The sequence below is a fragment of the Rhodanobacter sp. ANJX3 genome, from assembly GCF_014200755.1.
Taxonomy (GTDB): Bacteria; Pseudomonadota; Gammaproteobacteria; order Xanthomonadales; family Rhodanobacteraceae; genus Rhodanobacter.
In genome coordinates this window covers 36,729-62,019 of record NZ_JACHCM010000007.1, presented here as the reverse complement: position 1 = coordinate 62,019, position 25,291 = coordinate 36,729, and the positions used below count along the sequence as shown (strand labels likewise).

Here is a 25,291-nt window from a genome sequence, read left to right as displayed (position 1 = left end):
AATCCTCACAGCGTCTTGAGTTGAAGCGCCGGCGCAATGCGGCTGGCGCGCAGCGCCGGCAGCACGCCGGCGAGCAGGCTGGCGGCGATCGCCAGGGCGAAGGTCAGCCCGAACATCGAGGGGTCCAGATGAATCAGCTCGGCGTATTCGACCGGCTGACGGCGAATCAGCCACAGCCCGAGCAGAGTCAGCAGCAGGCCGCCCAAACCACCCAGCAGGCCGATCGTTGCGGCCTCGACCAGACACTGCGCAAACACCGCCGCTCTGCTGGCCCCCAGCGCACGGCGCACGCCGATTTCGCCGGCGCGGCGCAGAAACTTCGCCAGCAGCAGGCCGATGGTGTTGAACAGGCAGATCGCCAGAAACGCAAACGCGAGCCACGTCTGCAGGCGCACGTCGCTCGGCACCACGCGGTTGAAATCAAGCCATTGCATAAGATCGAACATGCGCGTGTTGTCGGCGCGCGCAAAGCGGCCCAGAGCCTTCTGCTGCTCGGCATACGACGCCAGATAATCCCTGTAGCCACTCACCTTGGCTGCGCTGTCCAGTTGCACCCAAAGGGCCACCCACACGCACGGCGAATTCTGCAACTTCACACCGGGATCCGGCGCATTCCAGCAGGTGAAGGGATTGAACCCGCCATCGTTGACTTCCAGCGAACTGAAGAACGGCATGAACACGTCCTCCGGCCGACCGTAGAAGCTGGCCGTGTCGCCGTCGGAGAAGCGGCCTCCCACCACCTCGTAGAACTGCGGCGACGGGCGCCACGGCGCCAGTACCCCGACGATGCGCACGTCGGCATCCTTCAGCCACAATGTACGACCCACGCTGTCGCTTCCCTGAAACAGCTTGTTGTTGAGGTCCGACGAGATCACCGCCACCCGCGCATGTCTGGCGTCGTCCTGGGCGGTCCATGCGTTGCCATATTGGAATGGCACTGCGAACATCGGGAAAAAGTCGCTGGTGGTCGACAGCATCTGCGCCATCAACGCCGGCTGATGCACCGTCGGCGCGGTCAGTCGCAATGCGCTGACGGTGATGAGCGCCTGTCTATCAGCGCGCTGCGCGCTCCACAGGTCGACCGCCGAGTGATAGTCCATCATGTCGTACGGCTGCGAATGCGGATTCAGACGACTGGTCGGATCCACCTGCGGATAGAAAATGTGCTGACTGCGGCCCGGCAGCGGATCGCCGGACAGCAGATGCATCACCGTCAACGTGGTCATGCTCGCGCCAATGCCCACGGCAATCGCCAGCACCATCAGCGCGGTAAGCACCGGGCTGCGACGGAGGCTTCGCAGGGCCAGATCCATGTAATAACCGAACATCGTTTCACCCCTTTGGTTTTGTCTGAGTGGCGAGCGACGAGTAGCGAGTGGCGAGGCCACAAGCCCAAACCCGCACCGCTCCCCTGCTCACCCGCAATCCGTCGCCCCTGCTCCTCATCACATGCTCCGCGTTGCCACGACCGGTGGTACTGCAGCCGCACGCAGCGCCGGACCGAGTACCGCCAGTTGGCCGAGCAGCCACAGCACGGCAGCGCCGATGGGCAGGTAATACACCGGCAGTCGGGGCACCTCGTATTGCTGCATCAAAATCAGGTTCAACATCATCGCCAACAGCAGGCCGAGCACGACGCCACCGCTGACGATCAGGAAATTCTCGGTCTGGAAGTAACGCAAAATATCGCCACGGGTCGCACCGATGGCGCGACGGATGCCGATGGTCCGGCGGCGCTGCCCGACCCAGAAATGCGCCAGTCCGGCAATGGCGACGGCGGTAACGAAGGCGAGCGCGACAGCCGCCGCCAGCAACAGGCCCACCATCGTGCGATCGCGGTGAAAATAGTCGGCACGCAACTGGGCGAAAGTGCTCGGCTGCCGAACAATGCGATTGCCGTCGAGGCGTGTCAGTGTCGCCTTGGCGATCTCCAATACATGCTTGCGATTCCGCGCCGCGGTACGCATGACATAGGTGACCTCGGCGGTATCGGGCAGCAACGGAAACAGCGCGCTGTAATCTTCTGCACCAGCGTCGTGCGGCCCCGGCCGCGACAGGTGATCGACGATGCCGACGATACGCGCCGGCTGCGAAAACGGATAGACGCTCTTGCCCAGCGCATTACCCGCGGGGAACAACTTGTCCGCCAGCGCGCGCGTCACGATGACGGTAGAAACCTTGCCAAGGCCTGCGCCATCGTGCGCGCTGTCCAGTGGCAGGTATTCCCCGGGCAGAAAATCGCGGCCGGCGATCAGGTTCAAGCCAAGCGTCTGCAGCTCGCCGGGCGTGCCGTTGTATACCGATGCCGAAGCCGCGTTGGCATCGGAGTCGGGCTGCGTGTTGAGACTGCTTGTCCAGTCGCTTCCATTGAACGGAACGGCATCCACCGCAACCGCGGAACGGACCCCAGGAATGGCTCGCAAAGCGGCAACGTCCTCCAGGTGGCGCATCTGGGGATTGGTGTGCGGGTCGACCTGGACACTGTCGATCAGCACGACCTCGTCCTCGGCAACGCCGCTGGGCGCACTCATCCGTGCGATGCGTTCTTCAATCATGAAGGCAACGTTGCAGACGATGCCGCAGGTCAGCGCGACCTGCAGCATAAGCAGCATCACAGTGAGCTTGTGCCGGGTGAGGCTTGAAAGTATCGGTCGCAGAATCATGGGGCGCCCTCGTCAATGTGCCTTGAGCTGAATGGCCGGCGCGATACGACAGGCCCGCCATGCCGGCAAGAGCCCGGCCAGCACGCTGCCGCCTATGGCCAAAAGAAACGTGCCCATCAACATGGACACATCCATGCTCGCCAACTGTGCGTAACCATCCGGGCGCTGTCGCACGCTCCATAGCCCCAACTCGGCAATGGCCAGCCCCAGTACGCCGCCCAACACGCCGATCACGGCTGACTCGATGCCGAACTGCAGAAACACCTGGCCGCGCCGCGCGCCCAATGCACGCCGCACACTGATCTCGTTGCTGCGCCGCAGGAACTTGGCCAGCAACAGGCCAACGATGTCGACCATGCACACACCGAGAAAACCCAGCGCCAGCCACAGCTGCAAGCGCACGTCGCCGGGCACCACGTTTTTGTAGGCAAGCCAGTCCATCAATCGATAAAGCTTCGGATCGACCGACTGCGGAAACCGCCCGTGCGCCTGCTGCTGGCGCCAGTAATCGGCGAGAAACTGCATGTAAGCCGACACCTGCTTCGGATTTTCCAGCTTCACCCAGAACTGCAGCCAAGTGCAGCGATCGGTTGTACGATCGTCACCGCCGTCGCCGTGGCAGCTGAGGCTGCCACGAAAATCGAGTTTCAGATCCAGTGCCGTCTGCAGTGGCAGGAAAAAAGCGTCGGACCGCCCGAACGCCCGACCATTCACGTCGGCATAGAACATCGGCTGCGGGTGCCAGTCGTCCAGCACACCGATCACGCGAAAATCCTCATCGCCCACCCGCACCGTTCTGCCGATGCCGGGGCTGTCGCCGAACAGCATTCGATTCAGCGCACTGCTCAGCGCGATGACGCGCGCGTGCCGCTCATCATCGGCATGCGTCCATCCACCACCTGCGCGGAAAGGCACACCGAACATCGAAAAGAAATCCGCCGTCACGTAGTGCCCTGTTTCAAGCAACGGTTGGGCGTTGGGCTGTTCGCTGTGAATCGATATCGCTGCACCGGACATGGCCGCCTGCCCGGGAGCCCGCCCCGCGCGCAACAGATTCATGGCGTCCGGCAATGTCAGATTGTCGCTGGCATGCGGATTCGTCGAACGACCGTGCGGTGCGGGCCACGGATCGATATGCGGGTAGTACAGCTGGCCACTGCGTTCGGGCAGCGGATCGTCCGACATGACGTGCACCACGGTGATCATTGTCATGCTGGCACCGATGCCCAGTCCGACGCAGACAACCATCAGCACGGTAAATACCTTGTTGCGCCGGAGGCTTCGTAGCGCCAGATCGAGGTAGTAGGCAAACATCATCGGACTCCCAGGAATGGTGAGGGACGAGGGGCGAGTAGCGAGGGCGCGAGTCCGTGAGATAGCCGTAATCCATGCAATGGGAGAACGTCGCCAACCTCGCCCCGCGCACCTCGCCCCTCGTCCTTACGCCCCATTACACGCTCCTTGTCGCCACCACCGGTGGCACTGCCGCGGCACGCAGCGCCGGGCCGAGAACCGCCAGCTGGCCTATTACCCACAATGCCACTGCACCCACCGGAAAATAGGCGACCGGAAGTCGTGGAAGTTCGTAGTGCTTCATCAAAAACAGATTGATACCGAAGGCGAGCACCATGCCGATCGCGATGCCGATCGTCGCCAGCAGAAAATTCTCGGTCTGGAAGTAATGCAGAATGTCGGCGCGGGTGGCACCAAGTGCGCGGCGCACACCGATCTGTCGACGACGCTGCGCGACCCAGAAACTGGCCAGACCCACGATACCGAGCGCCGTGACGACAAGCAGCGCGACACAGACCGCAACCAGCAGGCCGGCCATCGCGTGGTCGTTCTGGAAATAGCTTTCGCGTATTTCATCCCATGTGCGCTTCTGCAGCACGACGCGTTTGGGATCGAGCTTTTTCAGTGCGGCAAGTGCAACCTTCAGCGCGCGCTGCCGCTCTGATGGCGCGGTACGGATCACATAGCTCGAATCACCCTCGCCGGTGAGCCGAACTGGCAGCGCCATGCTGTATTCCGAACCGAGCGAAAAATTATTCGGCCTGACCAGATGTGCCACAACCCCGACTACCGTTATCGGCACCGGCCCGAGATAAATCTGCTTTCCGAGTGCGCTTTGGCCGGGCCATAAGCGGTCGGCCATGGTTTGCGTCAAAACCACGACCTTGGGCATGCGCGCATCGTTCGGGTCACCGTCAGCGGCGGCTTTCATCACAGAGTCAAAGTCGCGATAGTCGCCGTCGCCAAGATTGCGCCCTGCCACAAGCTGGGTGCCCAGCGCTTGCAGCAGGTTCTGACCCTGATACATGGTGGCATTGATGGTCGCCATCTTCTGCTTCGGGTCCAGCATGATGCCGTTATTGGACGAGCTGTTGCCCAGAGGCAGCTGGCTGGCCACACCCACCTGCGTCACTCCGGCGATACGTCGAAGCGCGGCGAGGTCCGCCTCGACACGTGCCTTGGCATCCGGATGAAGGCCTACATCGGCCACCTTTATTTCCACCAGCTCATGCTCGACAACGCCACTGACGATGTTCATGCGATCCAATCGCTGACTGATCAAAAACACGGCGTTGCAGACAATCGCGCAGGTCAGCGCCATTTCGATGATCAGCAGCCATGCGGTGATCTTGTGCCGACGCAACGATGAGACAATCGGACGAATTTCCATGTCAGTTGCTCTTCAATTGCAACGCGGGAGTGATCTGGCAGGCGCGCCAGGCTGGTAAAAGCCCAGCGACGATACTCGCGCCAAGAGCGAGCAAAAATGTTGTGAGCAGCATCGACATATCCAGATGCGCCAAGGTGGCATAGCTGGATGGCCGCTGCCGCACCTCCCAAAGGCCGAAAAAAGCCAGCACCAAACCGCCGATGCCACCACCGAGGCCGATTACCGCGGACTCCACCAACAGCTGCGCGAACAGCGAGCGCTTCGATGCACCCAGCGCACGGCGCACACCAAGCTCGCCAGCGCGGCGCATGAACTTGGCAAGCATCAAGCCCACCGTATTGACCAGACATACCAGCAAAAAGCCAAACGCTAGCCAGGTCTGCAGCTGCACGTCACTTGGCACTACGCTCTGATAGTCCAGCCAGCCCATCAGATCGCGCAAACGCACGTTCGATGGCCGCACGAAGCGGCCCAGGGTCATTTGTTCCTGCGAGTAATGCTTGAGGTACTGCTTGTACGTTGCCGCTTTGTCGGAGGAGTCCAACTGCACCCACAGTTGCAGCCAGGTGCAGGGTGCCGTTTCCAGATGATCCTCGGTATGGCCGCCCCAGCAATCCATGCTGCCGTTTCGGCCTAACTTCAGATCGCGGGCGGTCGTCAGCGGAACGAACACGTCCTCCGACTCGGCATAGCTACCGGTGGCCAGATCGTAGAAATGCGGATTGGGCCGCCAGCGATCGAGCACCCCAACAATCCTCAAGCCGCTGTCGCCCAACTGTAGCATCTGGCCGGTGCTGTCCTTGCCACCAAACAGCTTGTCGTTGAGGCTACGCGTGATCACAGCCACGCGCGCCTTGTTGTCGTCATCGATAGCCGACCAGCCATGGCCGAACAAAAGCGGCACGTCGAACATCCCGAAAAAATCGGCTGTCGTATATCGCGCATCCACGTAAAAGGGATCGAGATTCGACTGACTAGGCTGCACGGCGACAGTGCCTGCCGTCATCAGCACCTGATGATCTGCACGCTTTGATCGCAGCAGATTCATGCCGTCGATCCAAGTCACCTGATCCGGCGGCTCGCCGCCAGCGCGATAGTTCTCCATGTTCTGCGGATCGAGCTGCGGCACGAACAGCGTCTGGCTCTTGCCCGGCAGCGGATCGCCCGATAACACATGCAACACCGTCAGCGTCGTCATGCTCGCGCCGATGCCCAAAGCAATCGCCAGAACCATCAACGCCGTGAGGGCCTTGTTGCGTTTGAAGCTGCGCAATGCCAGCTCGAGGTAGTAGGTGAACATGATCAGGGACCGGCTATTAGTGAGACGCGACGGAAAAAAGCAAGGGGCGGGGACGAATAACTGGAACAATTGAGGGACGAGGGATAAATAGCGAAGGTGCCAGTCCGCGACATAACCTCCAACCTACGCGCCACCCCCGACCCTGCTCTTCATTACACCGCCCGCGTCGCTTCGATCGGCGACACGTTGGACGCGCGTCGTGCCGGCACAAACACCGCGGCTTGCCCGAGCGCGACCAATGCGACCAGACCCACCAGCACGTACACCACGGGAATGCGATCCATCTCGAAGTGCTTCATCAGCCAGGCGTTGAGCCCGACCGCGAGCGCCACGCCGATCAACGCGCCGGCGCCGGCGATCATCAGGTTCTCGATCTGGAAGTAATGCAGGATGTCGATCTTGCGTGCGCCCAGCGCCCGGCGCACGCCGATCTGTCGATGCCGCTGGCCGACCCAGAAGCTGGTCAGGCCGACGATGCCCGCTGCGGTGACGCCGAGCAGCACCAGACAGACCACGCCCATCAGGATCGCCATGCCGACGTCGGCGCGATAGGCTGCGGCGCGGATATCGGCGAACGATTTGACGCTGTCGTCGTCGAGCACGCGCATTGGATTGATCTTGTAAAGCAGCGAAGGCATTGCCTTCATGGCGGCTTCCATCCTCCCCGGCTTGGCGCGCACCACGTATCGCGAATAGTTGGCGTCGATGCGGAGTGGCTCCAGCGTGGCGTTATAGGCAAACGTGTTGGTCCAGCTACCGGTGCCAGGCACTTGCAGGCGCTCGATCACGCCGATGATGGTGGTCGGCACTGTGCTGCCATCGAGATACATGGCCTTACCCACCGCGCTGCCGCCCGGAAACAGTTTGTCTGCGATGGGCTTGGTCACAATCACCACGGTGGGCTCGGTTTGATCGTGCATGCTGCGGTGCTGCACGTCGGCAACGGTGAAGGCGCGACCGGCTACAAGGCGAACGCCCAGTGTGGAAAGCATCTGTTCGTCGCCGAAGTAGAACGTGGTGCGGGTATTGCCCCCCTTGCGCATCTCGCTGCCCGGCTTGAGCGAGATCGCGCCGTTCCATGAGGAGTTGAGCAGCGGCAGCGAATTGATCGGCGCCACCGAGGCCACGTCGGGGAGATTGCGAAGCGCTGCCAGATCCTCCCGCTGCATGTTGTCCAGCTTGGCGACGCCGGCCGCATCGTCCCCGTCCGGCGCACCGACCCACTGCTGGGTGACGAGAAACAAATTGCTTTCATCAATGCCGGTAACGCGGTGCACGCGCTCGATACGTTGGCCGATGATGAAGATGGCATTGCAGACTATAGCCAGGGTCAGCGCGATCTGCAGTGCGATCAGCACCACGCCGGCCTTGTGTTTGCGCAATGCGGCGAGGATGGGATGCGTGGTCATGATGTTGTCCTCAGTTCGATTTCAGCTGCCAGGCGGGCTGCACACGCGAGGCACGGAAAGTGGGATAAAGCCCCGCGAGCAGAGTCGCCAGAATCGCAATCACCAACGTGAGCGCCAGCAACACAAAGTCGACCCGCGCGAGCGTGGCGATCTCCTTTGGCAGTACCCAGCCCACGCTCAGCACACCTAGGCCCGTCAGCAGCAAACCGAGCACGCCGCCGGCCATACCGACCATGCCCGCTTCGGTGAGAAACTGCGCGTAAATCGAGTTGCGCTGCGCACCCAAGGCGCGACGCACGCCGATCTCGCTGCTGCGCCTGAGGAACTTCGCCAGCAGCAGACCCGCCGTATTGACTAGGCAAACCATCAGCAGGCCCAGCGCAACCAGCAACGACACCTTGGTATCGCTCGGCACCACGTGCTCGGAGTCCAGCCAGTCCGGCAGGTTGCGCAGCCGGTTGTTGGGCGCCCAGGCAAAGCGTCCGCTTTGCTGCTGCTGATGCGCATAGCCGTCCAGGTACTGACGATAAGCCGCGGCAGACGCGGCATCGTCCAGTTCCGCCATAAAGGCAATCCAGACGCAGCTGGAACGCTGCAACCCGACGAAGCCGGACTCCTTCGGAATCTCGTTGCAGTTGGTATTGCCGTCATTGGCCATGCCCAACGAGATGGCCCGATCGAACGGCAGGAACACATCGTCCAGCCCGGTGGAGAACCCTCCGCTGTTAACCACGTCGTAGAAACGCGGCTGCGGATTCCAGTCGTTCAGCACGCCGACAACACGATAGTCCTTGCCCTCGATGTCGATTGTTTTTCCTACGCTGTTGGCACCCCTAAATAGCTTCTGATTGAGCTTGCTGCTGATAACCACTACCGCAGCGCGCTGGGCATCATCGTCGGCCGACCAGCCATTGCCGTAGAGAAAGGGCACATCCAGCATCGGGAAAAACTCGCTGGATACTGCGTGGCCACTGGTGTTAACCGGATGCTTGCCCGCGTCGGCAGGCACGATCGACGGCGATATCTGATACATCGCCGACTGCAGCTTGGCGCGATGATCGCGCATCAGTTTCATGGCGTCGGCGTAGTCCATCGCATCGGGTGGTTCACCGTCGGCCCCGCGCCCGGTCGGCCCCCACATATCGATCTGCGGCACGAACAGCTGCGACGATTTCCACGGAATCGGATCGCCCGACACCGCGCGGAACACGGAATACGTCGTCATCGACGCTGCCACGCCAAAGCCGATGGTCAGCACCATCAGAAGCGTAAGCCCCGGGCTGCGCTTCAGGTTGCGCACCGCCAATTCAATGTAGTAGGTAAGCATGGTCAGGTTCCGGTGGGGTGCGAGTACGGGCGCGAACAGAGCGAGGGACGAGAAACGAGTAGCGAGGGTGCAGGTTCGGGAGATAGCCGCGGGTCGCGCGACGTGGCGTAGCCACCGTCGCCTTTCATGGCTCGCCCCTCATCCCCGCTCTTCATCATGCCGCCCTCGTCGCTTCGATCGGCGACACGCGCGAGGCACGACGTGCGGGTACGAACACCGCGGCCTGGCCGAGTGCCAGCAGCGCAACCATGCCGATCAATACATACATCACCGGCATTCGCGGCATTTCGTACTGGCTCATCAGCCAGAGGTTGAGCCCGACGGCCAACACCACGCCGACGACCACGCCGCCGCCGGCGATCATCAGGTTCTCGATCTGAAAGTAGTGCAGGATGTCGCTCTTGCGTGCACCGAGCGCGCGACGCACGCCGATCTGACGATGCCGCTGGCCGACCCAGAAACTGGTCAGGCCAACAATGCCTGCGGCCGTCACGCAGAGCATGATCAGGCAGACCACGGCCATCAGGATCGCCATGCCGCGGTCGGCGCGATAGGCGGCGTAACGTATCTGCGCAAAGCTGAGGATGCCCCGCTCCGAGTCGATCACCCGCTGCGGGTTGGCAGCAAAAAGCGCATCACGCGTAGCCGCCATCGCGGCTGCCTGCTGGCCCGGTCGGGTCTTCACCACGTACCGCGAGTTGTCGCCTACCTGACGAACGGGCTCGATAATCGTGTAGTAGTCCGAATCCTTGGCGAAGCTTTCCGCCATGGATGACTCCAGCAGCTTGACCTCACCGACGATCGTGGTGGGCTTGCTATCGCTGTAGATCGTTTTGCCGATGGCACTCTGGTTCGGAAAGAGTTTTTCGGCCGCGGCCTGGCTCACGATCACCGATGGCGGCAACGTGTCGTCGTGGAAGTCCATGCGAAGCACATCTGCCGCAGTGAACGCTCGCCCGGCGATGAGCTGCACGCCGAGCGTGCTCATCAGCTTGTCGTCACCCTCGTAAATTGTCGCCGAAAGCGTCGAGTTTTTCTGGTCGGGCGTCAGCGTGATGCCATTGACATGCGAACTGCCGAACAGCGGTACCGAATTGACCGGCGCTACAGACTCCACACCCGGCAAGCGGCGCAAGGTATCGAGGTCGGCGCGCACCAGTGAATCGATGGTGTCGACCGCACCCGGCGCGCCGCTCTCGGGCGTACCGACCCACTGCTGGGAGACGACAAACAGATTTGCCTCGTCGATGCCGGTGGGGCGATTCACCCGATCGATGCGTTGGCCGATGATGAAGATCGCATTGCAAACAATCGCCAGGGTCAGCGCAATCTGCAGGGCGATAAGAATGACGCCAGCCTTGTGGCGGCGCAGTGCAGCGAGGATCGGATGCGCGTTCATATATCGTATTCCTCAATTGCTTTTCAGCTGCCACGCGGGTTGCACGCGCGATGCACGGAAAGTTGGGTACAGGCCGGCGAGTACCGCCGAAACCACCGCAATGACCAGGGTCAGCAGCAGTAGAGAAAAGTTGACGTGGGCCAGCGCAGCGATGTCCTTGGGCAGCACCAGGCCGACGCTAAATACGCCCACCCCGGTGAATACCAAACCCACTACACCGCCGGCCAGGCCGACGATGCCGGCCTCGGTAAGAAACTGCGCGTAGATTGCCGCCTGCGGCGCACCCAGCGCGCGGCGCACGCCGATCTCGCTGCTGCGGCGAAGAAACTTGGCCAGCAACAAACCCACGGTATTGACCAGGCAGACGATCAGCAGGCCTAGCGCCACCATCAGCGACACCTTGGTATCGCTAGGCACCACGTGCTGGCTGTCGAGGAAAGCCGGCACGTCACGCAGCCGATTGTTCGGCGACCAGTTGAAGCGACCGGCGTTTTTCTGCGCCAGCGCATAGCCATTCAAGTAATCGCGGTACTTCTGTACGGCAGCCGCGCTATCCAGCTCGGCCATGTACTCGATCCATGTGCAGGTCGACCGCTGCATGCCGACGAAACCCGGCTCGGCCGGATTGCTGTTGCACGAGGTATTGCCCGCGTTGCTTAGATTCACGGCAATCGCACGGGTAAAGGGGATGAACACGTCGTCCGAATTGGTATCGAACCCCCCGGTATCCACTACATCGTAGAAACGCGGCTGCGGATCCCACTTGGCCAGCACGCCGACAACCTGATAATCCTTGCCGTGGATATCCAATGTCTTGCCCACGCTGTTCTTGCCGTCGAACATTTCCTGGTTGAGTTTGCCGCTAATCACCACGACGGCCGCCTGATTCGTGTCGGCGTCCACCGCCCAGCCGCTGCCGTACTGAAAGGGCACATCCAGCATCGGGAAAAACTCGCTGTACACCGCGTGCCCGGAAACGCTGATCGGGTGGCGACGCGAACCGGGCACCTGCACCGGCGGCGCGATGCGATAGCTGGCGGACTGCAGCTTGGCCCGGTGATCGCGCATCAGCGCCACCGCATCGACATAGTCCAACGCGTTCGGCGGTTCGCCGTCCGCACTACGGCCATCGGGACCCCACATATCGATCTGGGGCACAAACAACTGCGACGACTTCCAAGGAATGGGGTCACCCGATACCGCCCGAAACACCGAATACGTCGTCATCGACGCCGACACGCCAAAGCCGATCGCCAGCACCATCAACAAAGTGAGCCCGGGGCTGCGCTTCAGACTGCGCAGCGCCAGCTCGAGGTAATAACTAAACATGGGTAACTCCAGAATGCGATGCCTTCAGACCTGCAAGGTCGATAGTGCGAAATGCGGAAATGTTCATACCGAACGGGTTGCCTCCACTGGAGACACGCGAGAGGCGCGAAGCGCCGGCGCCAGCGTGGCGAACTGCCCGAGCAGAAGGAGCACGACCACACCGATCAGCACATAGCTCAGCGACAGACGCGCCATTTCAAACCGGGCGATCATCCAGAAATTGATGCCGAAGGCGATTACTAGGCCGACGGCCAACCCGCCGACACTGATCAGAAAATTTTCAGTGAGGAAATAGTCGAGGATGTCTCGACGCGTGGCGCCAAGCGCACGCCGCACGCCGATCTGTCGGCGACGTTGGCCGACCCAGAAGCTGGTCAGTCCCACGATGCCTGCGGCGGTGATGGCCAGCAAGACCACGCAGATGATGCCCATCAGTACCGCCATGCCGCGGTCAGTATCGTAGGCACGTTTACGCACCTCTGCAAAGCTCAGTTCGCCATCCTTAGGATCGAGGATGCGCATCCGATTCTGCGCATACAGCGCCTTGGGCACTTCGCGCATGGCGTCGGCCAGCTGGCCGGGCTTAGCGCGCACGATGTAGTACAAGCCATCGGCGTTATCCTGCCGCAGCGGTCGCAAAACCGACTGGTAGGCGTATGCCGTCTTCCACGTATCAACACTCTGGTTTTGCAGGCGATCGACAATGCCAATGATGGTGCTTGGCGTCTTACTCATCTCGTAGAACGACTTGCCCAATGCCGAGCCATCCGGATACAGCCGGTCAGCCAGCGCCTTGGTGACGATGACAACCGGAGAAGCCATGTTTTGACGTGAGCCGATTCGGCCTACTTCGTCGACGCGGAAATTTCGCCCCGCGATCAGTTTTATGCCCAGCGCATCGAGCAGATGTTCGTCACCCAGATAGACATCCGCATCGGTAGTTTTTTCAGTCTGCTCGGGCGTCAACATGATGTAGTCGTCCCAACCACTGCCACGCAACGGATACGAGTCGCTCGGTGACGCGTCACGCACGCTCGGCAACCGTCGCAATGCCGCCATGTCGGCCTGTATCTTTGCGTCTGTCTCCTGATCGGTCGACTGGCTCGCCCACTGATTGGAGATCACGAACACATTGGCTTCATCGATGCCGGAAGGCTCGGAAAGGTGTTCCAGTCGCTGCTGGATGATGAACAGCGCATTGCAGACGATCGCCAGAGTCAGCGCGATCTGCAAGGCAATCAAGATGACACCAGCCTTGTGCTGGCGCATGGCGGAGAGGATGGGTTTGATCTGCATATGGGCGGCCACTCAGTTCGATTTCAGCTGCCAGGCCGGTTGCACATGAGCCGCGCGCCAGGTCGGATAAAGCGCCGCCAACACCGTAGCGACTATCGCCGTGAGCAATGTCATCGCCATGAGAGAAACATCGAGATGCGCCAGTCGCGCGATCTGCGGCTGGAACAAGTGTCCGATGCCGAGCATTCCCAAAGCAGTCAGCGCCAACCCCAACACTCCGCCGGCCAGTCCCACGGTTCCCGCTTCGATCAAAAATTGTTTGTACATTTCGCTGCGCGCCGCGCCAAGCGCGCGACGCACGCCAATTTCCCCGGCGCGACGCATGAACTTGGCCAGCAGCAAGCCGATGGTGTTGACCATGCAGATGACAAAGAATCCGAGTGCGACCAACAGTGATATGCGCGTTTCAGGCGGCACCACTTTCCGGTACTCGAGCCACTGAACCACGTCGCGCAGGCGCACATTAGGTGCCCAACCGAAGCGTCCGGCACGTTGCTGGTCGGCGGCATACCGTTCGAGAAATTGCTTATAGCGCGACGCATCCGCGGCGCTGTCCAGCTCCACCCAGGGCATTACCCAGACGCAGCTGCTACGCAGCCACGCGTCCCGCGTCTTAAAATCGACATTTCCCCGGCAGCTGTTTCTGCCGTAGGTATCGATCTGCACGTCCAGCGCACGGGTAAACGGCACATAGAAATCCGAAGACTCGTCGAAATTGTCGTTATCGAAAGCCGCAAAGAAGCGCGGCTGCGGATTCCAGTGCCTTGCCACACCAACAATCCGGTAATCGTGTCCGTTCAACGTGATCTCGCGGCCGACGCTGTCCGTGTCGCCAAACATTTTCTGGTTGAACGCCTCGCTGAGCACGACAACCGCGGCGCGTCCGTCGTCATCGGCCGCACTCCAGCCACTGCCGTAGCGAAACGGCACTTCGAACATCGGAAAAAAGTCGCCATACACGGCGTAACCGTTCGCGCCGACAGGCAAGCTGCGGCTACCGCCTGGCATGACCGACACATGCACCGCATACAACAGGGTCTGCCGGCTTGCCTCGTGCGCGCGCATCAGCGCTATGGCATCGGTATAGCTCAGCGCGTCGGGCGGCTCGCCCTTCAGATTCTGCTGTGGCCCCCAGCCGTCTAACTGCGGCGTGAACAACTGCGCGGACTTTTGCGGAATGGGATTGCCGGACACGGCGCGAAATACCGAGAAAGTAATCATTGACGCCGCGACGCCGAAACCGATCGCCATCACCATCAGCGCGGTGAGCGCCGGATTGCGCCGCAGGCTGCGCAGGCCGAGTTCAAAGTAATAGGCGAACATTTAGCAGGCCTCCGTCATGCCGCACGCGTCGCTTCGACGGGGGACACGCGCGACGCGCGCAGTGCGGGTGCGAGCGTCGCGGCCTGACCAAGAAGCAGCAGCAGTGCGACGCCAATCAGTAGGAACGGCAGGGGGAGACGCCGCGTTTCGAAATGCGCGACCAGCCACAGGCTCAGGCCCAGCGCAAGCACGATGCCCGTCAGCACGCCAGCGAGACTGATCAAAAAGTTTTCCGTCAGGAAATAGCCGAGGATGTCGTGGCGCGTAGCGCCCAGCGCACGGCGTACGCCGATCTGCCTGCGCCGTTGGCTGACCCAGAAGCTGGTGAGTCCCACGATTCCTGCGGCCGTGATGATCAACAGCACGGCACAGATCGCACTCATGATGATCGCCATGCCACGGTCGTTTTTGTAAGCCTGCTCGCGCACCTGGGCGAAGCTGCGCACGCCACCGCCCTCACCTTCCCCGTTGGGGATGATGCGCAGACGATTGGCCTTGAAGAGTGTGTCTCGCGCGACGTTGGCTACGGCGCCCAGCTGGCCTGGCCGGGTGCGAATCAGGTAGGCATTCGATTTATCGGTGAGCAGTTTGGGCTCGAGCACGACATAGTCTGATATGGCATCGGACCAGCTGCTCGCCGAGCCCCCTTGGAGATGATCCATGATGCCGATAATCGTGCTGGGCGCTGTGGCGCCGCCGATGTAGAGCGGCTTGCCCAGGGCCGACTGATTCGGATAAACCTTCTCGGCGAGCGCCTTGGTGATGATCAGCTGCGCCGGTGCCGCCAGGTTGTGCGAGTCCATCGCGCGAATTTCATCCGCCCGAAAATTGCGTCCGGCAATCAGTTTTGCGCCCAATACCGTCAGCACGTGGTCGTCGGCAAAGAATCGCCAAGTCACGGCGACGGGCTGCTTGGCGTCGGGCTTGATCGTTACGCCGGAGTTCCAGCCGCCGCCGCGCAGGGGATAGCCATAGCTCACCCCGACGTCCTGTACACCGGGCAGCTCGCGCAACGTCTGCAGATCCGCATGAACGAGCGGCTCTACCGCTGCTCCGCTGGCGCTGGTCCATTCGCTGCCGACGGTCAGCAAATCGCTTTCGACGATCCCCGTGGTTCGCGAGAGATGCGTCAGTCGCTGCTGGATAATGAAGAGCGCGTTGCAGACAATCGCCAGCGTCAGAGCGATCTGCAAACCGATCAGCAAGGTACCGGCCTTGTGTCGTTTGAGTGCAGCGAGAACTGGCTTGATCTGCAGCACGAGCATCACCTCAGTTGGACTTCAGCTGCCACCTGCGCGGCCCGCCAAGTGGGATAGAACGCCGCCAGCAGCGCCGCCAGCACGGCGACTAGCAAGGTCAACGCCACCAGCGAAACGTCGAGCGTGGCCAGACGCGCAATTTGCGCATCGAAGATCAGACCGACGCTCCATACCCCGACTCCCGTGAGCAGCAAGCCCAGCACGCCGCCGGCCAGACCAATCGTCGCCCCCTCCATCAGAAACTGCGCGTACACCGTTCGACGCGACGCGCCCAGCGCTCGGCGCACGCCGATTTCCGCGGCGCGACGCATGAATTTGGCCAGCAACAGCCCAACCGTGTTGACCAGGCAAATGGCCAGAAAGCCGAGCGACAGATAGAACGAGAGCTTGCTTTCCGGCGGTACGACGTGCTCGTAGTCCAGCCATTGCGCCACATCGCGCAGACGTACGTTGGGAGCCCAGGCATACCGACCTACGCGCTGCTGTTCGGCGGCATAATCATGCAAATACTGGCGGTAGGCATCGGCATCCGCCTTGTTCGGCAGTTCGGCCCAGTAAACGACCCAGCTGCAGCCGGAGCGCAGAAACGCATCCCAGCCGGTACCGTAATTCTCATCGACGCAGTCTGTGCTGCCCGTGGTAATGAGCTGCAAATCGACGGCGCGGCTCATGGGAATAAACAGCTCGATCGCATCGGCAAAGCCGCCGTTGCTGGCCAGATCGAAGAACAGCGGTTTTGGATCCCAGCTGTCCATGACGCCAACGATGCGGTAGTTGTGCCCGCTCAAATTGATCTCACGACCGACGCTGTTCGCGCCGTGGAACAGCCGATCGTTGAGCGCCCGACCGATGACCACCACCGATGCCCGATTGTCGTCCTCCGCCGCGCCCCAGCCGCCGCCATACAAAAACGGAATATCGAACATCGCAAAAGCGTTGTTGGAGACCGCATAGGTCGCCGGCCTGATCGGCAACTGGCTTGCATCGTCCGATATCACCGAAAGTTTTACCGGGTACAGCGCCGCCTGCCGCAATGCCTTGTGCGCCTTCAACAGCGCCATCGCGTCGATATAGTCCAGCTCGTCCGGCGGCTCGCCGTGCTGATTGTTCCGGGGCCCGAAATTGTCGATCTGCACCGCGTACAGCTGCGACGATTTCTGCGGGATCGGATTGTTCGAAACCGCGCGAAATACCGAATACATGGTCATCGACGCCGCTACGCCGAACGCGATCGTGATGATCATCAAGCCCGTGAGCACTGGGCTACGTCGAAGGCTGCGCAGGCCGAGTTCAAAGTAGTACGCGAACATCGCGCTGCCCTCCGATCGCTTGAGCTGACGCTCTTGGCTTTATGGGCTGGTATCGCGCGACATTCACTGCAGCAGCCGGTTGATGTCTTCGAGATCGTGCATGTCGATGGTGCCGGCGGCCTGCTTCAACGACAGCTTGTTGAGGATGAACTGATGACGTTCCACGGTGTATTGGCCCTGCGCCTGCGCAAGAATCTGAATCGCATTGACCACGTTGGGCAGGCTCATGGTGCCGATCGAATAGCCGGCGCGCATGGATCCCAGCGACTTTTCCGCCACCTGCACGGCGGTGCGGGTGGTTTCGACCTGATCGATGCCGTCCACCACCAGATTGAAATAGTTGTTGGCATCGCGCGCGGCCTGTCGGCGCTGAGTCTCCAGATTGCCCTCGTCCGCATCGCGCTGGTGGATCGCCTGGCGCACCTGCGACTGCGTGAGCCCACCGCTGAAAATCGGTACCGTGAGCGTGAGCCCAACCGTCGTGGTGGTTGGCCCGTACCGGGAATTGCCTGCCATGGGCGTGGCGCTGGCCCAGCTGCCGAATTTGTCGCGGTAGACGTTGGCACTCAACGTCGGCAGGTGCCCGGCGCGTGCCGCCGAAATCTTGTGTTCGTCGGCACTGACCGTATAGCGCGCGGAAAGAATGGCCGGATTGGTTTGCATGGCGGCATCGACCCAGGCCTTGGCGTCGTTGGGCGTGGGTGCCTGCAGGGGAATATCCTCGCGCAGCTTTTTCAGTGTCCCGGTTGGCTGGCCGGTAATCTGCTCAAGCCCATGCAATGCGTCCTTCAAGGTATCCTGCGCGGCGATCCGTTCCGACTTGATGGAAAGGTAAAAGGCTTGCGCCTGAGTCGAGTTCGCCGAATTTTCCAGGCCCACCTTCAGGCGTTCATTGGCCTGATCGAACTCTTGTTTGAAACCGTCCTCGTAGGCTTTGTAGACGTCCACCTGATCCTGCGCGATCAGCACGTTGAAGTAGGCGCTGGCAACACGCACATAAAGGTCTTGCAGCGCGGCGCGATAGACCTCTTCCTGCGCGTCGCTGGTGGAATGCGCCGCGTGCAGCGTGGCGATATCCGGCAGATTGATGATGGCCTGGCTGAGCGAGCCATTGAGATCGCGATAACGACTATGACCGACCGCACTGGTGGGTAACGAGACACCGTTGACGATGTTGGATCCTCCGGTGCCGCCATGACTTTGATCGAAACTCAGCCCGGCAGACAGCTGTGGCAGCAGCGCCGAGCGCGCCTGCGGCACGCCCTCGGCCACGACCAGACGCGTGGCGTCGGCCGTGCTGAGTACCGGATCGTTGGCGATGGCCTGCCGATAAGCATCCATCAGATCCTCGCCGTGACCGGACAAGGGCGCGATGGTCAGCAAGAGCAGCACGGGCAACAACTTCAGACGCATGGATGACTCTCTCGAAAGATGGACGGATGGACGGCTGGAACCGAACCGGCAGAATCAGTCCGAACGTGCGCCGCCCTGTGCTGCGGTCACGGCATTGTGGAAACGCGGGTCTTCCGACAGATCCACCACCTGGCCGTCGATGACATGCACGTTGCGCTGGGCGCGAGCGGCAAGCTCAGGGTCGTGGGTGACCATGACGATGGTGGCACCGCCGCGGTGGATGTCCTCGAGCAGTTCGAGCACGCTGCGGGCCATCTGTGTATCGAGGTTGCCGGTCGGTTCATCGGCGAGCAGCAGGCGTGGTGAGCCGGCCAATGCGCGAGCGATCGCCACACGCTGCTGCTGACCGCCGGAGAGTTCAGCCGGATAGTGCTTGGCGCGCGAGGCAAGACCGACGCGCTCGAGCGATTCCATGATGCGCTGCTTGCGTTCGGCAGCCTTCATGCCGCGATAGCGCAGCGGCACTTCGATGTTGTCGAACACGTTGAGATCGGGAATCAAGTTGAACGCCTGAAAAATGAAGCCGATCTTCTCGTTGCGGATCTTCGAGCGGGCGTTGTCGTTGAGATTGCTCACCTCGATGCCGTCGAGGTGATACTCACCACCGGTAAAGGTTTCCAGCAGGCCGGCGATGGTCAGAAACGTGGTTTTGCCCGAGCCGGACGGACCGGTAACGGCGACGAACTCGCCCTCTTTCACGTCGATATTGAAATCGCGCAGCGCGTAGGTCTCGACCACTTCGGTGCGGTAGACCTTGGACAGGTGGCTCATCTTCAGCATGGTTTTGCGTCCTTATGGTGGTGTTCGGTTTTTTGGTGCAACGGGAACGGGGATCAGGGAATGGGGAACATGCGAGGTGCAGTTACTTTTGCTTCTGACGTTGCTTGAAATAAAAGCCAGCTAAGGCGATTGGATCGGGACTTCTCTTGAACGGCATGTTCCCCATTTCCCAGTCACCGTTCCCCGCTCTTCATCAGCTACTGATCGCAACCTTCGCCGCGTTCTTGAAGTTGTCGGTGCCCGAGATCACGATGCGGTCGCCCTCTTTCAGGCCGCCCAGAATCTCGACCTTGTCGATGCTGCTGGTGCCGACGCGGATCGGGGTTTTGGTGGCGATGCCGTCGCGTACGACATAGGCGTAGCTGCCGCCGGATTCGTCGACGAACGAGCCGCGCTGCACGGTCAGCACGTTGTCGCGCTTGTCGAGCAGCACGCGCACCGAGAGGCGCTGGTTCTGGCGCAGCTGCTTGGGCGTCTGGCCGTCGAAGCGCAGGCGTGCGGCGACTTCGCCGTTTACCACTTCGGGCGAGATGGCGCTGACCAAGCCCTTCCAGACATTGCCGTTGCCGCTGATCTCGCCGCCCATGCCGATGCCCAGATCGCGCGCGAAGCTTTCCGGCACCTGCATCTCGACCTGCAAGGCGGAGAGATCGATCACGCTGAGCAGTTGCGCGTCCTTCGCCACGGTGGCGCGCTCGGCGATAAACAGCTGGCCGACCTGACCATCTACCGGCGACTTGACGTTGAGGTTGTCGACCTGGCGCTGCAGGTCCTGCACCACCAGCATCTGGTTGTCGTGGGTGAGTTTCTTCGACTCGATGTTGAATTTCAGGCTGTCGTTGTTCATGCCCAGATCGGACTTGGCATGCGCCAGCACGATGCGCGCTTTTTCCAGCGCGTCCTTGGACTGATCGACTTCGACACCGGTGGCCGCACCGGCAGCGAATGCTTTCTGCTCGCGCGCCAGATTGGTTTCGGCGCTCTTTTCGTCGATCTGGGCGTTGTCGAACGCCTTCTGCAGATCGCTGCGCTTGGTGCGTGCGTCCACCTGCGACTGCAGGTAATCGACCTGCATGGCATCGGCCTTGGACTGCTCCTGCGCCAGCTTGTTGCGCAGCTCGGGGCTGTCGATGGTGGCCAGCACCTGGTCTTTCTTCACCGTGTCGCCGGCGTGCACCTGCAGAGTGACGGCGCCGCCGTAGGTGGCGTACAGCGTGGGACTGACCGCCGCGACGACCTTGCCTTCGGCGGCGATGTCGTTGACGAACGGGCCGCGCTCGACCGTCGCGAAGGACAACCGCGACGCGCTGACCGATGACGACGCAGAAAACAGGCGGCCAATGCCGGGCACCAGCCATACCAGCAGGCCCAGCACGACCACACCGCCACCGATCAGCATCAGCCGACGCTTGCGGTTGGGTTTGACCTCGACGATACGATCTTGCGCGGAAGTGTCGCGAATCATGTGATGCATCCCTGACCGCGCACCGGGCGGTCCCACGCAGGGTTTTGCAATCCACATGCCAAAAGGCAAAGTGAGGCCAGACAACGATTCGCGGCCGTTTCAGTCGATACAAACAGTGTCCGCGGACACTGGCCACGCCGCGCCGGACACTTATGCTGAGCAGGAAACGGGGAACATCAAGTGTCAGGCAAGCTGGCTTTACTCGCGAGACCCAGCTTTCACCCTGGGTATCACGGGGGAGTGCACGCGACACGCAACCCTCGTGTTCCCCGTTCCCGCTCTTACCTCACTACAAAACCGGCAAGCCCTGCACCAACAGCGGCTGCGAGCCGGCAATGGCCTGTGCCACCACGCGACCCAGGGGCGAAATGCGCGGCGGCGAGGCTTCGCCAAGGCAAAGCATGTTGGCAAGCGGCTGGCAGCGAAAGCGCATGAGATGCGCAGCGGCGCCGCGGAACATACGCGACCTGCCATGTTCGGGCCGGCTTGCGATCATCTGGCTTTCGTCCGGCAGATTGTCCCAGGCCAGATAGTCGGTATCGGGCAGTAAATGCAGCTGGGCCAGAATCTCGCCGCACGCGTCGAGACATTCGATCCACTCGCGTGGGCCGTCGGCGCTGACGATGCCCAGCACGCGCAGATAGTGCGTGCGCAGCAGCGGCGTCAGCAGCGGACTTTCGCTGAGCAGGCCGTCAGGCCATCGCGCCGACGCATCGACCTCGGCGCGCGACGGCACGTAGACCACGCTGCCAAGCAGCGGCAGCCACCGCGCGAGCGCCGACGCGGTGACGTGCAACGACCGCTCGCCAGGTTCGACAAACCACGCGCGCGGGCTGCAAAAGAAGGTATCGAGCCAGCCGTACATATCACCTCCAGCGGTGATGGCATACCGTGACAGGCATGCGCTGATGGCCGGCTGGAGTCCGCGGGCGGCGGGCGATCTGGCAAGGGCCTTGGGATGCTGAGGCGTGCGGCGACGCCGCTCGCGACAGTCGAAGCGAATTACTTGGTGAGGATCAGTTTGTCGTTGCGCGTCAGACGCAGGTGATATTCCCCGCCCTGATGCTGGATCACCAGCTCGCGTCCGCCGTCCAGCAGCATCTGGCTGGAGATGCGGGGAATCGCCGCGTTATCCGCCACGGCTGGCCGGGTGTTCACCAGCTGCAGCGATCGCGGGCTGGCCGTAACGACGTGGGCGACGGGATGAGACTGGGACAGGGTGGAAATCGACATGGCACGCTCCGCAGAAGGTCAGTGACGACTTTGATGATAATGATTCTCATTTGAGTGTCAACTGCCGTCTATCGGTGCGATTCACCCTGACTATCGCGCGCTGATTCAGGCGACGGCCTTTTCTATCCGCTCCTGCATCGCCTTGTCGATCTTCGGCAGCACATCGAGCGCGCCGAGATTCTGCTCCAGCTGTTCGGTCTTGCTGGCGCCCAGCATCACCGTGGAGACATGGGGGTTGAGCAGGCACCAGGCGATCGCCAGCGGCGCCAGACCCACGCCGAGCTCATCGGCGATCGGCTTCAACGCACGCACCTTGTCGACGCGTTCGCTGCCCTTGCCCAGCACGCTATGGCGCAGCCACTCGTAGCCCGGTTGATTGATGCGCGAATCGGCCGGCACACCGTCGTTGTACTTGCCCGACAGCAGGCCGGACGACAGCGGCGACCAAATCGTGGTGCCCATGCCGTAAGCCTCGTACAGCGGCGCGTACTCCGTTTCGACGCGTTCGCGATGCAGCAAGTTGTACTCGGGCTGCTCGACCACCGGGGCATAGAAATGATGCTCGCGCGCGATGCGATGCGCCTCGTGAATCGCTTCGGCCGGCCACTCGCTGGTACCCCAGTAAAGCACCTTGCCCTGGCGAATCAGCGTATCCATCGCCGCCACGGTTTCCGCGACCGGCGTATCCGGATCGGGCCGATGACAAAAATACAGATCCAGATAATCCACGCGCAGCCGCTGCAGCGCCTGATGACAGGCGTCCATCACATGCTTGCGCGACAGCCCGCGCTGGGTCGGCAGCGGGTCGTCTACCGCGCCGAAAAACACCTTGCTCGACACGCAATAGCTGTCGCGCGCAAAGCGCAGATCGGCCAGCACGTCGCCCATCAACTCCTCGGCCACACCTTTGTTGTACGTCTCGGCATTGTCGAAAAAATTGACGCCGCGATCGTGCGCCAGCGCCAGCAGTTCGCGCGCCTGCGACCGCCCCACCTGCTTACCGAACGTGACCCATGCACCGAACGACAGCGCGGAAAGTTGCAGGCCGGTGGAGCCGAGGCGGCGGTATTGCATGGAGTCGTCCAGTTCGGGTGGCAGAGACACCGAGCATGACAACAATGCCGCTGCCACGTCCAACCCATGCGGCGGTTTACCGCTGCCGTTGCGCTACGCCGCGCCATCGATATAGCCCACCAGCGCCGCCGCGAGATGGTCGAACACGACACGCGTACGGCGGCTGGCCTTCAGATCTTCGTGCATCACCAGCCAGGTATCCAGGCTGGGCGCGAACGCCTGCGGCAGCACGCGCACCAGGTTCTTGTCGCGTTCGGCCAGCGCACACTGGCAGCCGCCGATGCCGTATCCGGCGCGAATCGCGGCCAGCTGGGCCAGATCGCTATCGGTGCGCAACGAAAAATCCTCGCGACCCAACGGCAGCTTGTCGCGAACGGCGCGCAGCGCCGGCGTTTCGTGGTCATAGCCGATCATCGCGTGTCGATGTAAATCGGCCCAGATCAACGGCTTGCCGTTGGCTTTCAAATAGCGGCGATGCGCGTAGAGCCCAAGCGGAATCGCACCGACGTGACGCGCCACCAGCGCTCTCTGCACCGGACGGACCATGCGCACCGCAATATCCGCATCCTTGCGCAGCAGATCCTCGCTGCGGTTCGACAGCGACAGCTCGATCACAATGCCCGGATGCCGTTGCCGCAAGTCGGTCAGTATCGGCGGCAACACCTCGGCGCCGATCACTTCACTGCAGGTCACGCGCACCACGCCGCGCACTTCGCTATTGCTGCCGGAGGCGGCCCGACGCAAAGCCGCCGACGTCGCGTACATCGCCTGCGCATGTGTCGCCAGCTCATCGCCGAGGTCGGTAGGGACAAGGCCTTGCGGCGAACGCGTAAACAACACGACGTCCAGATCGGACTCCAGCTGCCGGATGTGTCGCCCCAGGCTCGGCTGGGTCATGCCCAGGCTGCGCGCCGCCGCCGACAGGCTGCCTTCGCGGATCACCGCGAGAAACGAACGATACAGCTCCCAACTCGGTTCTTTTGCAGCCATGCACTTATGTATAGCAGATGTTCGCTTTTAGGCAATTTTCATTTAGACCCACAGCGCTCATTCTGATCCCACATTCCACGGGAGACGATCATGAAAGCAGAACGCATCGCTTTGGTACTGGGCGCTACCGGTGGCTCCGGCAGCGAAATCGCCAATGCACTTTTGCAGCGAGGATGGACGGTTCGTGGACTGGTTCGCGATGCCACGCGAAGCCATCTCGCGGCCGGCATCGAATGGCATGAGGGCGATGCCATGAACGCCCCTGATGTGGCGAAAGCCGCGCGCGGCACTGGCGTGATCGTGCATGCCGTCAACCCGCCCGGCTACCGACAATGGGACACGCTGGTGCTGCCGATGCTCGACAACGCCATCGTCGCCGCCAAGGAAAACAACGCGCGTATCGTGCTGCCGGGTACGGTCTACAACTTCGGACCGGATGCGCTGCCGCTATTGCGCGAAAGCTCGCCGCAACAGCCGCTCACGCGCAAAGGCGCGATCCGCGTACAGATGGAAAAGCGCCTCGAAGCGGCGGTAACCAACGGTGTGCGCGTGCTGATACTTCGCTGCGGCGATTTCTTCGGTCCGCGCGCCGGCAACAACTGGTTTAGCGCGATTCTGAAACCGGGTAAAAAGCTGCGCTCGGTCAACTACCCCGGACCGCGCGACTTGCCGCATGCCTGGGCTTACCTGCCGGACGTCGGCAAGACCGTCGCCTTGCTGCTTGAGCGCGAGAGCGAATTGGCCGCCTTCGAGCGATTTCATTTCGGCGGCCACTGGGTCGATGGCCATGCCTTGATGTCCGCGATCCGAAAGGCGGCAGCCGATCCAAGGCTACCTCTGCGATCCTTCCCGTGGTGGCTCGTCACGCTGGCATCGCCCTTCGTCACGATGTTTCGCGAAGTGCGCGAAATGCGTTATCTATGGCGTCAGCCGCTGCAACTCGACAATCGCAAGTTGATCGCGTTTCTCGGTGCAGAACCGCATACCGATCTTGATCGCGCTGTTAGCGACACCTTGCAAGGCATGGGCTGCCTTTGA

General features: G+C 61.7%; 21 protein-coding genes. 1 reads left to right on the top strand and 20 read right to left on the bottom strand.

Going from position 1 to position 25,291, the window contains the following annotated elements; genetic code table 11:
- Window positions 1–5 precede the first annotated feature (5 nt).
- From HDE76_RS17515 to HDE76_RS17420, 20 genes are all read right to left on the bottom strand, one after another.
- Window positions 6–1,328 (bottom strand): ABC transporter permease, encoded by a 1,323-nt coding sequence (locus tag HDE76_RS17515; protein ID WP_184509431.1) that lies wholly within the window; start codon window positions 1,326–1,328, stop codon window positions 6–8.
- A 117-nt stretch (window positions 1,329–1,445) separates the two neighbouring features.
- On the bottom strand, window positions 1,446–2,663 hold the full coding sequence (locus tag HDE76_RS17510) for an FtsX-like permease family protein (protein WP_184509429.1): 1,218 nt from the start codon (window positions 2,661–2,663) through the stop codon (window positions 1,446–1,448).
- A gap of 12 nt (window positions 2,664–2,675) precedes the next feature.
- On the bottom strand, window positions 2,676–3,977 hold the full coding sequence (locus tag HDE76_RS17505) for an ABC transporter permease (protein WP_184509427.1): 1,302 nt from the start codon (window positions 3,975–3,977) through the stop codon (window positions 2,676–2,678).
- Between the two features lie 136 nt (window positions 3,978–4,113).
- Complete coding sequence (locus tag HDE76_RS17500; RefSeq protein WP_184509425.1) at window positions 4,114–5,346, bottom strand: FtsX-like permease family protein; 1,233 nt, start codon at window positions 5,344–5,346, stop codon at window positions 4,114–4,116.
- 1 nt (window position 5,347) lies between these two features.
- Window positions 5,348–6,646, bottom strand: coding sequence for an ABC transporter permease (locus tag HDE76_RS17495; RefSeq protein ID WP_184509423.1), 1,299 nt, complete (start codon window positions 6,644–6,646; stop codon window positions 5,348–5,350).
- A 152-nt stretch (window positions 6,647–6,798) separates the two neighbouring features.
- Window positions 6,799–8,055 (bottom strand): ABC transporter permease, encoded by a 1,257-nt coding sequence (locus HDE76_RS17490; protein WP_184509421.1) that lies wholly within the window; start codon window positions 8,053–8,055, stop codon window positions 6,799–6,801.
- A 10-nt stretch (window positions 8,056–8,065) separates the two neighbouring features.
- Window positions 8,066–9,382, bottom strand: a complete 1,317-nt coding sequence (locus HDE76_RS17485) for an ABC transporter permease (RefSeq protein WP_184509419.1) — start codon at window positions 9,380–9,382, stop codon at window positions 8,066–8,068.
- A gap of 154 nt (window positions 9,383–9,536) precedes the next feature.
- Window positions 9,537–10,781 (bottom strand): ABC transporter permease, encoded by a 1,245-nt coding sequence (locus HDE76_RS17480; protein ID WP_184509416.1) that lies wholly within the window; start codon window positions 10,779–10,781, stop codon window positions 9,537–9,539.
- A gap of 12 nt (window positions 10,782–10,793) precedes the next feature.
- Entirely contained in the window at window positions 10,794–12,110 is a 1,317-nt protein-coding gene (locus HDE76_RS17475) for an ABC transporter permease (protein ID WP_184509414.1), read from the bottom strand.
- Between the two features lie 63 nt (window positions 12,111–12,173).
- Window positions 12,174–13,406: an FtsX-like permease family protein gene (locus tag HDE76_RS17470; RefSeq protein WP_179477507.1), complete on the bottom strand. Its 1,233-nt coding sequence runs from the start codon at window positions 13,404–13,406 to the stop codon at window positions 12,174–12,176.
- A 12-nt stretch (window positions 13,407–13,418) separates the two neighbouring features.
- Complete coding sequence (locus HDE76_RS17465; RefSeq protein ID WP_184509412.1) at window positions 13,419–14,729, bottom strand: ABC transporter permease; 1,311 nt, start codon at window positions 14,727–14,729, stop codon at window positions 13,419–13,421.
- Window positions 14,730–14,743: 14 nt separating this feature from the next.
- Entirely contained in the window at window positions 14,744–15,994 is a 1,251-nt protein-coding gene (locus HDE76_RS17460) for an FtsX-like permease family protein (protein WP_179477589.1), read from the bottom strand.
- Window positions 15,994–17,298 (bottom strand): ABC transporter permease, encoded by a 1,305-nt coding sequence (locus HDE76_RS17455; protein ID WP_184509410.1) that lies wholly within the window; start codon window positions 17,296–17,298, stop codon window positions 15,994–15,996. Before HDE76_RS17455 ends, HDE76_RS17460 begins: the two co-directional genes overlap by 1 nt.
- A gap of 63 nt (window positions 17,299–17,361) precedes the next feature.
- On the bottom strand, window positions 17,362–18,711 hold the full coding sequence (locus HDE76_RS17450) for a TolC family outer membrane protein (RefSeq protein ID WP_184509408.1): 1,350 nt from the start codon (window positions 18,709–18,711) through the stop codon (window positions 17,362–17,364).
- Between the two features lie 54 nt (window positions 18,712–18,765).
- Entirely contained in the window at window positions 18,766–19,491 is a 726-nt protein-coding gene (locus HDE76_RS17445) for an ABC transporter ATP-binding protein (RefSeq protein ID WP_179477511.1), read from the bottom strand.
- Window positions 19,492–19,684: 193 nt separating this feature from the next.
- Window positions 19,685–20,956 (bottom strand): efflux RND transporter periplasmic adaptor subunit, encoded by a 1,272-nt coding sequence (locus HDE76_RS17440; RefSeq protein ID WP_184509406.1) that lies wholly within the window; start codon window positions 20,954–20,956, stop codon window positions 19,685–19,687.
- A gap of 289 nt (window positions 20,957–21,245) precedes the next feature.
- Window positions 21,246–21,821: a hypothetical protein gene (locus HDE76_RS17435; protein WP_184509404.1), complete on the bottom strand. Its 576-nt coding sequence runs from the start codon at window positions 21,819–21,821 to the stop codon at window positions 21,246–21,248.
- Between the two features lie 137 nt (window positions 21,822–21,958).
- The gene (locus HDE76_RS17430) at window positions 21,959–22,189 is read right to left on the bottom strand and encodes a hemin uptake protein HemP (RefSeq protein ID WP_179477514.1); all 231 of its coding nucleotides are present in this window, start codon (window positions 22,187–22,189) and stop codon (window positions 21,959–21,961) included.
- Between the two features lie 105 nt (window positions 22,190–22,294).
- Window positions 22,295–23,263, bottom strand: a complete 969-nt coding sequence (locus HDE76_RS17425; protein ID WP_184509401.1) for an aldo/keto reductase — start codon at window positions 23,261–23,263, stop codon at window positions 22,295–22,297.
- A 93-nt stretch (window positions 23,264–23,356) separates the two neighbouring features.
- Window positions 23,357–24,253 carry a LysR family transcriptional regulator gene (locus HDE76_RS17420; protein WP_179477516.1) on the bottom strand — a complete coding sequence of 299 codons (897 nt, stop codon included), beginning with the start codon at window positions 24,251–24,253 and terminating at the stop codon, window positions 23,357–23,359.
- A gap of 90 nt (window positions 24,254–24,343) precedes the next feature.
- Between HDE76_RS17420 and HDE76_RS17415 the strand changes: the two genes are divergently transcribed.
- Window positions 24,344–25,291, top strand: a complete 948-nt coding sequence (locus tag HDE76_RS17415; RefSeq protein ID WP_184509399.1) for an NAD-dependent epimerase/dehydratase family protein — start codon at window positions 24,344–24,346, stop codon at window positions 25,289–25,291.